Origin of the sequence: Alcanivorax borkumensis SK2 (genome assembly GCF_000009365.1) — a bacterium.
GTDB classification, from domain to species: domain Bacteria; phylum Pseudomonadota; class Gammaproteobacteria; order Pseudomonadales; family Alcanivoracaceae; genus Alcanivorax; species Alcanivorax borkumensis.
In genome coordinates, this window is record NC_008260.1 from 1,929,643 (window position 1) to 1,944,384 (window position 14,742).

Below are 14,742 nucleotides of genomic sequence, written 5' to 3' on the forward strand. Positions count from 1 at the left end.
TGATTCCGATCGCTGCCTGCTCAGAATCAGCCGCTCTACTTTTTCACCATCACGAACACAGCACCCCCTCTGCGCTAACAGCAACTGGCGAAAAAACGTGCAATTTCAACCCCACCTATGTATACTCCGCCGTCCTCGCCGACCCATGCTCGGCTCCTCCCCTCCTAATTCATAGGTACTACATGTCAGATTCCCGTTCCGGGTTCGCCTCTTTAGGCCTGCCCGAGGTTCTGCTCACTGCGATCGCCCGTCAGGGCTTCGAGCAGCCTTCGCCGATTCAGGCGCAAGCCATCCCGCTGTTGCTGGATGGACACGATCTTCTGGGCCAGGCACAAACCGGCACAGGTAAAACGGCTGCGTTTGCATTGCCCCTTTTGGCCCGTCTCGATCCGTCTCTGCGTGAACCGCAGATGCTGATCCTGGCCCCAACCCGCGAGCTGGCTATTCAGGTTGCCACTGCGTGTGAAGAATTTGCCAAAGACATTAAAGGTCTGCAGGTTCTGCCCATTTACGGCGGTGGTGAATACCGCACCCAGCTGAAAGGCCTGCGCGGCGGCGCCCAGGTGATTGTCGGCACCCCCGGCCGCGTTATGGATCACATGGACCGCGGCTCCATGAAGCTAAACAATCTGAAGGCTCTGGTGCTCGACGAAGCCGATGAAATGCTTCGTATGGGCTTCATCGACGATGTGAAATGGGTACTTGAGCGTACTCCGGATGACTGCCAGCTGGCGCTATTCTCCGCCACCATGCCGCCGGTCATTCGCAAGGTTGCCGACCAGCACCTCAAGCAACCCAAACTGGTTCGCATTGATAATGGCGGCGCCACCACTGGCACCACCATCCGCCAGCGTTACTGGCCCGTCGCGGGTTTGAACAAGCTGGACGCCGTGTGCCGGATTCTGGAAGCAGAAGAACACGATGCAGTACTGGTTTTCGTTCGTACCAAACAGGCGACACTAGAACTGGCCGAGCAGCTTAACCGTCGCGGCCTGCGTGCCGAAGCCCTGAACGGCGACATTCCCCAACAACAACGGGAAAAAACCGTACAGCGCCTGAAAGATAAGCGTTTCGACTTGCTGATCGCCACCGACGTGGTTGCCCGTGGCCTAGACGTGCCGCGCATCACCCACGTGGTGAACTACGACATGCCCGGCGACCCGGAAGCCTACGTGCACCGCATCGGCCGTACCGGCCGGGCCGGTCGCCAGGGTGACGCCATCCTGTTTGTGGCTCGTCGTGAGCAACACGTGTTGCGTCAAATCGAACGCATTACTCGCCAGTCCATCGAAAAGATGGCGCTTCCCTCCGTTGATGACCTCAATGCCAAGCGGATTGCCCGCTTTCAGGAGCAACTGGCCGGGTTCACCTCTGGAGCCAACGTTGATGAAGCCCGCGCGCTGGTGAATCAACTACGTGACGCCATGGATATCAGCGACAATGACATGGCGGCCGCACTGGCCACCATGATGTTCAAACGCGAACCGTTGATTCTGAAAGAACCCAAGATGGTCAAAGAACCGCGCCGTCGCGAATCCGCCCACGTGGGTGGCCGTCGCGAAGACCGTAACCCGCGCAACCGCGGCGACAAAGGTCGCACAGACAAAACCATGCGTCGCTACCGGATCAAGGTAGGTCACGATCACGGTGTGAAGCCGGGCAATATCGTTGGTGCCATTGCCAATGAAGCTAAACTGCCTAGTCGCCTGATTGGTCCAATCAAGATCCATCAGGACCACAGCACCGTGGAATTGCCAGAAGACCTGTCTCCAAAGCAGTTGCACGTTATCCGTACCGCGCGGGTCTGCCAGCAGGCTCTAGACCTAGAAATGGTATAAAAAAGAGAAGCAGCAAGCTTCACGCTGCACGGCAACACAAAGCCAAGTTATGCTTGGCTTGAGCTGCCCAGCCAGCACCACGCTGGGCTCTCTACAAAAAAACCGCACCCTTTCGGGTGCGGTTTTTTTGTAGCTCGTGCTTGTCGCGATTCAGGAGCCGGAAATCCTGAACCCTACTTTCAGGGTCACCTGATAATGCCCCACCTTGCCATTTTCAATATGGCCACGGGTTTGCGTTACCTCGAACCACTCCATTAGTTCCAAGCTTTCATTGGCCGTTACCAACGCATTCTCAATGGCATCTTCAATCGTGGTACGCGAAGACCCAACAAGTTCGACTTTCTTGTAAACATGATCATCAGACATGACTGCTCTCCTTTTCGGCACATGTTCCGTTGAGTGTGAGCGACCACGCCCTAGTTTAAGCACGCCGCCCTCCATCTACTTTCATCTGTGGCATCGAAATGGGCAGATTACAAGGGAAGACCCATGTCTAGTCGATCAAAAAAACAACAACACTCCATTGAAAGGTCCCGCGAACATCCTTCAGCGCTGAAACTAAAACAGTCGATCATTTTCTATTCATTGAGGAGAACCAGCGATGGATATGCACAAGATGACACCTTGGCATTGGCTTCATCAGATTGGATGCGGGTTTGTGGTCTATCTAACCCAAATCGTTCAGAGCAACTCCACCATTATTTTTTTGGCACCAATAGTGCCTCCAGCGGCTGACGTTCCGGTTTGAACTGGTTGATGGTTTCATCCGCTTCATAGCCCAGCGACATGCCACACAATAATTTATAGTTTTCCGGAATATTAAAATGTTTTTCCAAGGGCGACCGCCAAATTGCCAAAGCCCCTTGGGCACAGGTGGCCAACCCGGCATCCGTGGCCGCTAACATCAGGCTTTGCAGAAAAATGCCTGCATCCAATGCACTGTAAACATCTAGCCCTTCATGGACAAAAATAAACACCGCCACCGGCGCATTAAAAAAACGGAAGTTTTCGCGCATCTGCTGATGGCGAGCCTGCTTATCGTCACGCTGAATGCCTAACAATTCATATAACTGATAACCGGTGGCACTACGGCGTGGCTGCAAGTCTTTGGGGTAATCGGTAACCGGTTTGAAATCACCGTCCGGCATGCCTTTTTTAGTCACCATGGCCTTGAGCTGTTTGAATTTAGAGCCCTTCGCTAGGTCCATTAACTCATCAAACATAGGGGGCAATGTTTGCCGCAAATCCTCCAGCACCTCGCCCTTCGCCACCGCGATCTGATAAGGCTGGGTATTGGACCAACTCGGCGCCGAGGCGGCAGTGCTGAGCAGTTTGTTCAGCACCTTTTCGCTTACTGGCTGGTCGGTAAATGCCCGTACACTATGGCGCCGGGCCATCACATCTTTAAATTCCATACTCTTAGCCTGTTTAAGTGCCCTTAGCCTTCACTGTGCCAGAGATTTATAATACGCAGCCATGACCAAGACAGCCGATAATCTGCAACGTCACGCCAACTTTTCACGCTGTGGACAGTACCGCTATGCGCTCTGGCGCCAGTGGGGGGAAGGTGATGATTTTATGCTGCTGATTGGCCTCAACCCCTCCACCACTGATCCCCACCAAGACAACCCCACCATTCGTCGCTGCATGGGCTTTGCCCAGGACTGGGGCTACTCAGGACTGTGCGTGGCCAACCTGTTTGCATATCGGGCAACTTACCCAAAGGATCTATTTTCTGCCGCAGACCCCGTGGGCCCACAAAATGACGCCTGGCTACGCCGCTTGGCCCGTCAGGCCGACCTAGTCGTGGCGGCTTGGGGCAACCATGGACGCTTTAACGACCGCGCCGTGCAGGTGGTCCGCCAATTGCCAACCATGCATTACATTCGCCTTAATCGCTCCGGGGAGCCGGCACACCCGCTATACCTCCCCCGCCACCTGAAAGCCCAACCCTGGGTTGGCTACCCCTCCTTGCCTTAACCTTCACTCTGCATCATCGATAATAGAAAAAAACATCCGTTGGAATCGACACTGTGCGCACACGTCAGGAAAAAAATATCCGTCGTGCCAAAGCCCTGTCCTACTCTGGACTTATCCCCTTTTATGGCATGGCTGGGCTATCTTGGTTTGCCCAAACCGGCAGCTGGGCACTGCATGCTCTGGCCACCTACTCCGCCATTGTACTGGCCTTTCTCGGCGCCATTCATTGGGGCAGGGCGCTCGATAAAATGCCCTACAGCAACCAGTACCCAACACTACTATTTGGTCTGATACCGGCGTTATTGGCATGGCTTTCCCTGCTACTTCCGTTGGAACTATCGCTGCCCATGCTCGCCGCCGGGCTTATGTTCGTGTGGGGCACAGAACAGATGGTATTCAATGACACACTCCCCACTTGGTATCGACACCTAAGGCATCAACTCACCGCCGCCGCCGTTATCGCCGTCCTGATCGGTTGGGCTGCCACTATGTTCTGGATGCTATAAAGGGCGCATTGCTTCTAACCGCCAATTTTCGGCTTTTTACAAAACAACAGATGCTGATAGGGGGCCAGCCATGGCCGGCTCTGTCCGCCCCCGCTACACTGTCAATCCGTTATAGGGAGATTCGGGAATATGAAAAACCATTGGGATTCACATGGCCCCTTTTCACTAGGGATATTGTTCTTTTTGCTTTGCGCTCTGTCTGCACCGGTTACCAGCGCCCCGCTCCCTCCCAAGTACCTCACCAATACCTCACCCAATTACCATGACGACATTCATCCTATTTTCGAAAAGAAATGTTTAGCCTGTCATGGCTGCTATGACGCCCCCTGCCAATTGAAACTTGAAGCGGTAGAAGGCCTAGACCGGGGGGCCAGCAAGAAAAACGTTTACGATGGGGCTCGTACTCAAACCATCTCCCCAACGCGCTTGTTCAAGGATGCACAAACCACGGCACAATGGCGTGACAAGGGCTTCTATTCTGTCATCGACAGCACCTCTGGCCTGCAGGATTCTTTGCTTTATCAAATGCTGGCGTTAGGAAAAAAACACAGTTTTAAACCGAACCAGAAACTTCCAGACGATATTGTCTTGGGCCTAGCTCGGCAGAACGAATGCCCCGCACCAGATGAATTCGATGACTATGCCGAAAGTCACCCCATGGAAGGCATGCCATTGGCGGTCGCAGGGCTGACCGACAGCGAATTTACGACCATCCGTCAATGGTTGGAGCAAGGGGCCCCTTTGGAGCCTAAAATAATTACTCCCACCAACGAAGAGCAGCAACTGATTGCCGACTGGGAAGCTTTTCTCAACCAAAGAGACCTAAAACACCAGCTGGTGGCCCGCTGGCTATACGAACACCTTTTTCTTGCCCACCTGTACCTGGACAAAGGTCAAGACAGCAAGCCGGCACATTTTTTTAAACTTCATCGCTCTAGCACCCCTCCCGGGGAGCCGATTAAGCCAGTAGCCACCGATCGCCCCAATGGCATGCCACCGGAAAATTTCTGGTACCGTATTGCACCTGTGCCCGGCACCTTAGTGCACAAAACACACATTACCTTTGGCCTAGCCAAGGACAAACTGGCTAGGACCAAAGAGCACTTCTTCAGCACTGACTGGAGCGTGGAAACGTTACCAGGCTATGGCTACGAACAACGTGCCAATCCCTTTGTTACCTTTTCCGCTATCCCAGCCCGGGCCCGCTACCAGTTTATGCTGGATGAAGCCGAATACTTTGTTCGTACCTTCATTCGCGGTCCGGTTTGTCGCGGGCAAGTAGCCACCGATGTAATTCGCGATCATTTCTGGGCCGTGTTTCAGGCCCCGGAACAGGACCTTTACATCACCGATAACAATTACCGCGCGCAAGTCAGTGATCTGTTGGGCTTACCCGGTCAAGACGATGACCTATTGGCTTTAGGGCCACAGTGGCTCAAGTACAGTGAAAAACGTAACGACTACCTGAAAGCTCGCAAACAGGCCTATGGCACCAATAAACCCAAAGGCCCAGATTGGGATTCATTGTGGGATGGCGATGGGGATAATCGCAATGCACTACTAACCATCTTCCGTCACCACGATAACTCCTCGGTACGCAAAGGCCTGATCGGCGACTTGCCTTTAACGACCTGGGTGATGGATTACCCGTTATTCGAACGCAGCTATTACAACCTAGTGGTTAACTTTAATGTTTTCGGATCCGTGTCCCATCAGGCGCAGACTCGCCTCTACTTTGATCTGATCCGTAATGGCGCAGAACAGAACACGCTCCGCTACCTCCCAGCAAAACTGCGCCAACTCGTGTTGGCCAACTGGTATCAAAACACCGGGAAACTGCGGTTGGCGATCAGTTATGAATCCGTAGATACGGATCTGCCCACGAGTATCCAGTTCGATACCAGCACCCCAATGAACGAGTTCAACAATAATCTGCTGATTAAATTTGCCAAACTAAACGCCCGCCCAGACCCGATAAACCGTTGTGACGGTGAAAACTGCCAACGGCCCAATGTCTCTGCCTGGAAACAGGACGCAGACCACATCCTCAGCAGTATCTCTTCACGGCGCGCGGCCAACCTGCAAGCCGTCAATTTCATGCCGGAAGTCAGCATGATCCACGTAAGGGGCAACAAGGGTGAACAGGAAATCTATTCCTTATTCCGAAACCGGGCACACACCAATGTCGCGTTCATGATGGGTGAATCTCTGCGCTACCAACCGCCACTGGACACCTTAACCCTGTATCCCGGCGTCTTGGCGAGCTATCCCAACTTCATGTTCCTGGTGCAGGAAGATCAGCTGCAAGCTTTCGTTACTCAAATGGAAGCGGTGAAAACGGAGAAAGATTTTACCGAACTAGTGGATGCCTATGGTATTCGCCGCACTCACCCTGAGTTTTGGCAATACTTCCATGCGCTGAACCAGTATCTGGAAAAGCACGAGCCAACCCAGGCTGGCATTCTCGATATGAACCGGTACGAAAACCTTTGAAAAAACTGCATCAGCAGCAATAACAAGACCACGCGGGAGGGATGAGTGCCATACGGCAGCTGCCCTCTCCGTGTGATCTAATTGAAAGTAACACATTGAGCAGGAGACATTTTTCCTCCGAAAAAAACAGATTGCCGTGCTTATTCCGCAATCTCTGCCGTAAACGGCTTTTGCTTTTTTCTTTAAAACAACACATCTAATGTGGCCCGCTACTATTGCCCCTTACCTCCCATACCCTCTAATCCTACCAATGGCTAGGCCTGTGGCGCCGGGCTGTTGCCACTATGCCCGGCCAGCCAGTCACACTGGTCAATGTGGCTCTGCCCCATCTCGCCATAATCGAGTGCAATCCATAGACACAACAATGAGGTTTCACCATGGCGAGAAATGCAGTGGGGTATGCGCTAACCGCGCTTAACCGCCTGGCCTGCTCGGAAGTACTCGACAAGATCGGCATGCGCAAAAGTGTCGAACGGCTTGCCTACACCCTCACCAAAAGCGGGTTCCAGGTACTCACCACCACCGCCCGTGCGTTCAAATCGGCTAGCTCAGGCAACAAGCCCCAGCGCCTGGCCGCGCCCGGCCATACCCGCGATCTGTTCGACCTTGGCATTACCGACGAACAACAGATGATCCGCGACAGCGTTCAAGGCTTTGCCATGGACGTGCTGCGTGAGCAGGCCGAACACGCCGACGCCGCACAGCAGACTAGTGATGAGGTTATTGGTCAGGCTCAAGAGTTGGGCCTTAACTTCTTCGCGGTACCGGAAGCGCTCGGGGGTGCAGCCACCGAGAGATCCACCGTTACCAGCATGCTGCTGGCAGAAGACCTGGCCCACGGCGACATGGGCCAAGCGGTAGCGATTCTTGCTCCCATGGGCGTGGCCAATGCCCTGACCCAGTGGGGCACCGCGCAGCAACAAGACAAATATCTAAGCAGCTTCGCGGAAGAAAATCCGCCCAAAGCTACCATTGCTGTATGCGAGCCGCGTCCCTTGTTCGACCCAATGGTGCTGGCCACCACCGCACGCAAAGATGGCAACGATTACATTCTTAACGGGGAGAAATCTCTGGTGCCATTGGCGGCCGAAGCAGAAATCTTCCTGATAGCGGCACAAACCGATAGCGGCCCGGCTGTGTTCATTGTGGAAGGTGGCAACGACGGGCTCACTGCCGGTAACGATCCCTCCATGGGCATCCGCGCCAGCAGCCAACGCCCACTGAAACTGGACGAGGTCCGCATCCCAGCAGACAACCGTTTGGGCAATGACGATTTTGATTATCGCGCTTTTGTAGATCTGGGCACTCTAGCCTGGTGTGCCATGACCATTGGCACGAGCCAGGCGGTACTCGATTACGTTGGCCCCTACTGCAACGAACGCACCGCCTTTGGCGAACCCATCAGCCACCGTCAATCTGTGGCATTCATGATCGCCGATATGGCCATCGAATTAGATGCCATGCGCATGCTCACCTACCGCGCCGCCAGCCGTGCCGAACAGGGCAAAAGCTTCCAGCGAGAAACCCACCTGGCGCGTACCTTAGTCAAAGATAAAGCCATGAAAATCGGTACCGACGGCGTGCAACTGCTCGGTGGCCACGGCTTCACTAAAGAGTACCCGGTGGAACGCTGGTATCGGGATCTGCGTGCTGTGGGTATCGCCTTCGGCGGCCTGCACCTGTAAGGAGGGAGACAACCATGAATATTGAAATTCCCAAGAAGTTTAAACCCCTAATTAACAACGCCTATCAGGTAGCCCAAAGCACTCTCCGTCCGCTGTCGCGCAAGTATGACCGCGGTGAGCACGAATATCCGAAAGAATTGGATATGCTCGCCTCGGTATTGGATGGCTTTAACGAAGGCGACCCGGCCAATTCCGCTGGCGCCGCCACCACCGGTAGCGGCAAGGTGCAGGATGACGGCAGCGTCAAAAATGGCGCTAACATGGGCGTATGCTTGGGTGCCATGGAAATGTGCTACGGCGATACCGGCTTCCTGTTGGCCATGCCCCGCCAGGGTCTAGGTAACGCGGCCATCGCGGCCGTAGCCAACGACGAACAACTGGAACGCTTTAAAGGCAAATGGGCCGCCATGGCCATCACCGAGCCCGGCTGCGGCTCCGACTCCGCAGCCATTCGCACCACCGCTAAACAGGACGGCGACCACTACATTCTCAATGGTGAGAAAATTTTTGTGACCTCCGGAGAGCGCGCCGACTGCGTGGTGGTATGGGCCTCACTGGACCCAAAGCTGGGCCGCGCGGCCATCAAGTCTTTCGTCGTAGACTGGGGCACCCCGGGCATGGAACTGGCACGCCTTGAGAAGAAGCTCGGCATCCGTGCTTCCGACACCGCAGCGATTAATTTTGTGGACTGCCGGGTACCGGCAGAAAATCTGCTCGGCACCCCGGAGATCGACACCAAGAAAGGCTTTGCGGGTGTCATGGAGACCTTCGACAATACACGCCCGCTGGTGGCGGCCATGGCCATTGGTTGTGCCAAGGCCTCCCTAGAGCGCATCAAGGAGTTGCTCAAAGACAGCATCAACTACGATTACAGTAAACCGGTAGACAACTGCTCCGCAGTAGAAGCGGAAATTTACAAGATGGAAGCTGACTGGGAAGCGGCCTATTGGCTTGCTGTGAAGGCGGCATGGATGGCCGACAATAAGAAAGCCAACACCTTGGAGGCCTCCATTTCAAAAGCCAAGGCCGGGCGTGTTGGTAATGCCATTACTTTACGCTGTGTGGAATTAGCAGGCAGTTTGGGTTACACCGAAGATGAATTGCTAGAAAAGTGGGCCCGTGATTCAAAAATCCTAGATATCTTTGAAGGCACCCAACAAATTCAACAACTCGTTATCGCTCGCCGTATATTGGGGCTTAGTTCCAAAGAATTGAAGTAACATTGCCCGAGCAATACCTTCTGATAAAAAGCCGTTTCTGATATTAGTCAGAAGCGGCTTTTTTGATTAACCGAATATAGAAGGCATAACCTTGCTGCACTCCGACATTATTCAAACAGCAACGAGGCGGGGAATGGCGGGTGGGGAGTGGCGTCACTCCAAGACAGCGATAACAGCTAAATACTTTATTAAGTCATCAACCGTAAAGAGCCCATAGATTTACTGCCATTACATACCCCTGGTACTTGGTACCCTTATATTTCAAAAAAATGCGCCAACCGACTTTGCATCATCGACTCCGCATGGCAAAACCGACGGCGGCCTTCGCGTTCAACCCGAATTAAACCCGCATCAGACAATGCCCGAACATGATGAGATACCGTTGACGCACCAATATTTAATCGTTGCATGAAATCCCCAAAGGCACAGCCTGTCGGCACATTGGCAAGGTCCGCCTGACCATGCTCGCGGCAATGATCCACAATAACCTGATAGATCCTCAACCGATTGGGGTTCGACAGTGCACGAAAGGCTGCAGCAAGCTGATCCGCCGTCACCGTGTCTTCCTGTGCCAAAACCCACACCCCCCACGAGAAACAGTTTGACGATTATAAAACTAGCTTATAGTTTGACCACCATCAAACTATACCGTTGCGGCAAACCTTGCCGTCACAGTTAGTCACCACCGGAGAAAACACTGTGAGCCACGCTGATACCCTGAGCCAGACTCTGACACTACCCTGCGGCGTTACCCTACCCAACCGCTTCGGTAAATCCGCCATGAGCGAAGCACTGGGCACTATCGATAATCATGTTACTCCGAAGCTGGAACGTCTCTATGCCCGTTGGGCAAAGGGCGGCACCGGCCTGAATATTACCGGAAACATCATGATTGATCGCCGCCATACCGGTGAGCCAAACAATGTGGTGGTGGAAGATGAGCGTGACATGCCACTACTAAAGCGTTGGGCAGAGGCAGGCAAATCTCAGGGCGGCGCTATCTGGGTGCAACTGAATCATCCCGGCAAGCAAATCCCTCGTATGCTGGCCAGCGGCGATACCCTCTCTCCTTCTGCCGTACCCTTTGGCAAGGAACTGAAAAGTGCCTTTAAAACTCCCCGCGCGCTGACTGAAGAAGAAATTCAAGACATCATCCAACGTTTTGCCCGCACCGCCAGCATCTGTAAGAAAGCCGGTTTCACCGGCGTACAAATTCACGGTGCCCATGGTTATTTGGTAAGCCAATTCCTGTCCGGCCACCATAACCGTCGCACAGACCAATGGGGCGGCTCATTGGAAAATCGCATGCGCTTCCCACTGGAAATCTATCGCGCTATTCGTAAGGAGGTGGGTGAGGGCTACCCGGTAAGCATCAAGCTCAACTCCGCCGATTTTCAGCGCGGGGGCTTCAGCGAAGAAGAATCCATGACCGTAGCCAAAACCCTCGCGGATGAAGGCCTAGACCTGCTGGAAATTTCCGGCGGCAACTACGAAAACCCGGTCATGGCAGGCGCCAAAGGCGTGCGCGAAAGCACCGTCAACCGGGAAGCCTACTTCCTCGATTACGCCAATGAAATTCGCAAGCGGGTTTCCGTTCCGCTGATGGTTACCGGAGGCTTCCGCTCGGCCAAAGCCATGGCCGAAGCCGTAAATAGTGGCGCGACCGACGTCATCGGCATTGCTCGTCCTCTAGCCGTTGAACCCGACCTACCCAACGCCATTCAAGCTGGCCGAGAAGGTGTTGTCAGCCGCGTCACCCCGCGTAAAACCGGCATTAAAGCCATTGATGAAATGGCCATGATGGAAGTGTCCTGGTATACCCGTCAGCTACACCGCATGGGTGCCGGCAAAGAGCCCAAACCAAACGAAAGCGTATTACTCGCCCTGTTCAAGGTTATCGCAACCATGGGCGTTGGCAGTTTCAAGACCCGCCGGTTACGGGCCAACATCTGAACGGACAGCTGCAAGAAAATGATGCGCATGGATGGCGCACATTTTTTATCAATCGCTGACATAAAAAGCCCCGAATATCGGGGCTTTTTATGTTCCTGTTCGCTTACAGCTTGTCGGGGCGCTTAAAGCTTCGCAGCCACTTCCGCCCCTTGCTTTATTGCGCGTTTGGCATCCAGTTCAGCGGCCAAATCTGCACCACCAATCAAGTGGAAATTGCTGCTGTCTTCCTTGTACAACTCTCGCAATGATTCTTGGCCGGCACACAGAATGACGTTATCCACGTCGAGCACTCGGCTTTCTTCACCGATCTTGATGTGCAGGCCCGCATCATCAATTTTTTCGTAGCTGCAGTTCTTCAGCATTTCCACGTTACGGGATTTCAGTGTGGCACGGTGCACCCAACCAGAGGTTTTGCCCAGATCTTTACCCAATGGCGTAGGCTTGCGCTGCAGCAGGGTAATCTGGCGTGCCGGCTTTTCAGGGGCGGGTTCAACCAGGCCACCAGCGGTATCGCCGGCCATGTCCACGCCCCACTCTTTCATCCATTCCGGTAACGGCTGCTCGCCTTCACGGGGATGTTCGGCCAAAAATTCAGACACATCGAAACCGATACCGCCGGCACCGATGACTGCCACTTTTTCACCTACTTTGGCTTTGCCACGCAACACATCCACATAGGACAACACCTTGGGATGATCCACACCAGGAATGTCCGGCGTACGCGGCAGAACACCGGTGGCAATAACAATTTCGTCAAAGCCCGCCGCTTCAAGATCGGCGATTTCCACCCGGGTGTTCAACTTCGTGGTGACACCGGTGGTTTCCAACTTTTTGCTGAAATAACGAATGGTGTTGTGAAATTCTTCTTTACCTGGGACCACCTTGGCCATATTGAACTGGCCACCGATTTCCCCCGCCTGATCAAACAACGTCACCGCATGGCCACGCTCTGCCGCCACCGTGGCACACGACAAGCCCGCCGGGCCAGCACCAACGACGGCAATTTTTTTCGGCTTTGCCGTTTTAAGGTACAACAACTCGGTTTCATGGCAGGCACGGGGGTTTACCAGGCAGGAAGCCCGCTTAAGCTGGAACGTATGGTCAAGGCACGCTTGGTTACAGGCGATGCAGGTATTGATCTCATCCGCCTTGCCTTGTTCGGTTTTCTTGACGAAATCCGGGTCCGCCAGCAATGGGCGCGCCATGGACACGGCATCTGCCTGGCCAGCGACCAAAATCGCTTCTGCCACATCCGGGTCATTAATGCGATTGGAGGCCACCACCGGAATCGAGACCACCTCTTTCACTTGCCGTGTCGCTTCCACAAAGGCGGCGCGGGGAACAGACGTGACGATGGTGGGCACGCGTGCTTCGTGCCAGCCAATACCGGAATTGAGTAAGCTTGCACCCGCCGCTTCCACTTCCTTAGCCAGCGCTAACACTTCTTCACGGGTCGCCCCGTCCGGCACCAGATCGACTACGGAAATACGGAACATCACAATGAAATCGTCACCGCATTGCTTGCGTACTTCACGAACAATTTCCACAGGGAAACGGCGACGGTTTTCGGCACTGCCACCGTATTTGTCAGTGCGTTTGTTGGTACACGGCGCAGTGAACTGATTGATCAAATAGCCTTCGGAGCCCATGATTTCCACACCGTCATAGCCGGCTTTCTTGGCCAGCAATGCCGTGTGAGCAAAATCCTTGACCGTCTGCTCCACCTCCTTGGTGGACATAGCCTTGGGCTTGAAAGGGTTGATCGGGCTTTTAATCGCCGAAGCCGAACGAGAGAATGGATGATAGCTATAACGGCCTGCATGGAGAATTTGCAGGGCAATTTTGCCTCCTTCCTGGTGTACAGCATCGGTCACCTTGCGGTGATTACGTACATCGAAGCGGCTGTTGAACAACCCGGCAAATGGATAGAACCACGCTTTTTTGTTGGGGTTAAAACCGCCCGTCACGATCAAGCCAACCCCCCCGCGGGCCCGCTCGGCAAAATAGGCCGCCAGCTTGGGGAACTGCCAAAAACGGTCTTCAAGACCCGTATGCATAGACCCCATGATCACCCGATTCTTGATTTGGGTATGCCCCAGATCCAGCGGGGAAAGCAGATTGGAATAGCGGTTGGCTGTCATGGTGTTGTCTCCAAAGGCATCTGCACCACAGATGGCTACGCGTTGATTAATCTGGACAGTGTCAAGCTTAGGCGTTATTTTGACAGTGTCAAGATGGCACGAGAGACAATTCACCTTACCCAGCCTACAAGCATCTCTATGCCGTCTGCATAAGACACAAAGTCAATATATCGCCTAAAGACAGGACACGCATGACCCAAAGCCCTCGCTACCACCATGGAGACCTGCATGACACCCTACTGCAGGAAGCCAACACCCTGCTCAATGAGCAGGGCATAGAAGGGTTGTCACTGCGCAAGCTGGCCGAACGAGCCGGGGTTTCGCGTACTGCGCCCTACCATCATTTCCGCGACAAGAATGCACTACTGTGCGCGCTTGCCGCCCAAGCCTTTGCGCAGCTGGACACCATTATTGAGCACCAGCTAGAAGCCGCCGCCAGCAAACCAGACATCCAGGCTTTCGTAGTCGAATACCTGCGTTTCGCCACCGAAAACCCAGAACAATATGAGCTGATGTTCGGGCGCACCATCTGGAAAAGCGGCAACCCCACAGACGATCTGAAAGCGGTGGCTTACCGCAGCTTTCGTCGCTATGCCGAAGGGTTACAGCCTCTGGTTAAGGGGCGCCTGCCCACTGACACAGACCCCCTGCGGGTGGCTCAGGCCAGCTGGGCGACTATCCACGGCCTCTGCAAGTTGTTCATTGATGGGGTCTATGTAAACCGGGACGACATGGAAGCGGTGAGCCAGCAGGCGGTATCGCTGATTATGGCGGCGCTCAAATAAGGTTTATCGCGAGATTAGTGCAATGGTATAAACGGAGCGTCTTTCTCTCTGGCGTGTAAAGAGTCAAGTTCCCCAGAAGCCAAGCGGAGATCCCTTTCTAGGGTCTCCGCCCTAAAGCAACACTGAACGCTTGCCTGCAAA

Annotated in this window: 12 protein-coding genes; 8 read left to right on the forward strand and 4 right to left on the reverse strand. The window is 54.1% G+C overall.

Features of this window, described 5'->3' with window-relative positions:
• Positions 1-182 precede the first annotated feature (182 nt).
• Positions 183-1,838 (forward strand): DEAD/DEAH box helicase, encoded by a 1,656-nt coding sequence (locus tag ABO_RS08765; protein WP_011588976.1) that lies wholly within the window; start codon positions 183-185, stop codon positions 1,836-1,838.
• A gap of 150 nt (positions 1,839-1,988) precedes the next feature.
• Here the strand turns inward: ABO_RS08765 and ABO_RS08770 are convergent, their stop codons facing one another.
• Entirely contained in the window at positions 1,989-2,204 is a 216-nt protein-coding gene (locus tag ABO_RS08770) for a dodecin (protein ID WP_011588977.1), read from the reverse strand.
• A 332-nt stretch (positions 2,205-2,536) separates the two neighbouring features.
• Positions 2,537-3,253 (reverse strand): nitroreductase, encoded by a 717-nt coding sequence (locus tag ABO_RS08775; protein WP_011588978.1) that lies wholly within the window; start codon positions 3,251-3,253, stop codon positions 2,537-2,539.
• 61 nt (positions 3,254-3,314) lie between these two features.
• On the opposite strand from ABO_RS08775, the gene ABO_RS08780 reads away from it, so the two are divergent.
• The 5 genes from ABO_RS08780 to ABO_RS08800 all read left to right on the forward strand — a co-directional run bounded on the left by ABO_RS08780 (position 3,315) and on the right by ABO_RS08800 (position 9,722).
• Positions 3,315-3,818: a DUF1643 domain-containing protein gene (locus tag ABO_RS08780; RefSeq protein WP_011588979.1), complete on the forward strand. Its 504-nt coding sequence runs from the start codon at positions 3,315-3,317 to the stop codon at positions 3,816-3,818.
• A gap of 53 nt (positions 3,819-3,871) precedes the next feature.
• Positions 3,872-4,324 (forward strand): DUF3429 domain-containing protein, encoded by a 453-nt coding sequence (locus ABO_RS08785; protein WP_011588980.1) that lies wholly within the window; start codon positions 3,872-3,874, stop codon positions 4,322-4,324.
• A gap of 129 nt (positions 4,325-4,453) precedes the next feature.
• The gene (locus ABO_RS08790) at positions 4,454-6,817 is read left to right on the forward strand and encodes a fatty acid cis/trans isomerase (RefSeq protein ID WP_011588981.1); all 2,364 of its coding nucleotides are present in this window, start codon (positions 4,454-4,456) and stop codon (positions 6,815-6,817) included.
• A gap of 377 nt (positions 6,818-7,194) precedes the next feature.
• Positions 7,195-8,502: an acyl-CoA dehydrogenase family protein gene (locus ABO_RS08795; protein WP_011588982.1), complete on the forward strand. Its 1,308-nt coding sequence runs from the start codon at positions 7,195-7,197 to the stop codon at positions 8,500-8,502.
• Positions 8,503-8,516: 14 nt separating this feature from the next.
• On the forward strand, positions 8,517-9,722 hold the full coding sequence (locus tag ABO_RS08800) for an acyl-CoA dehydrogenase family protein (RefSeq protein ID WP_011588983.1): 1,206 nt from the start codon (positions 8,517-8,519) through the stop codon (positions 9,720-9,722).
• Between the two features lie 254 nt (positions 9,723-9,976).
• Here the strand turns inward: ABO_RS08800 and ABO_RS08805 are convergent, their stop codons facing one another.
• Complete coding sequence (locus tag ABO_RS08805; protein WP_011588984.1) at positions 9,977-10,306, reverse strand: ArsR/SmtB family transcription factor; 330 nt, start codon at positions 10,304-10,306, stop codon at positions 9,977-9,979.
• A gap of 115 nt (positions 10,307-10,421) precedes the next feature.
• Between ABO_RS08805 and ABO_RS08810 the strand changes: the two genes are divergently transcribed.
• The gene (locus ABO_RS08810) at positions 10,422-11,675 is read left to right on the forward strand and encodes an NADH:flavin oxidoreductase/NADH oxidase family protein (protein ID WP_011588985.1); all 1,254 of its coding nucleotides are present in this window, start codon (positions 10,422-10,424) and stop codon (positions 11,673-11,675) included.
• 122 nt (positions 11,676-11,797) lie between these two features.
• On the opposite strand, the gene ABO_RS08815 is transcribed toward ABO_RS08810, so the two are convergent.
• Positions 11,798-13,816, reverse strand: coding sequence for an NADPH-dependent 2,4-dienoyl-CoA reductase (locus tag ABO_RS08815; RefSeq protein WP_011588986.1), 2,019 nt, complete (start codon positions 13,814-13,816; stop codon positions 11,798-11,800).
• A gap of 191 nt (positions 13,817-14,007) precedes the next feature.
• Between ABO_RS08815 and ABO_RS08820 the strand changes: the two genes are divergently transcribed.
• Positions 14,008-14,601, forward strand: a complete 594-nt coding sequence (locus tag ABO_RS08820) for a TetR/AcrR family transcriptional regulator (RefSeq protein WP_011588987.1) — start codon at positions 14,008-14,010, stop codon at positions 14,599-14,601.
• The last annotated feature ends 141 nt before the right edge of the window (positions 14,602-14,742 follow it).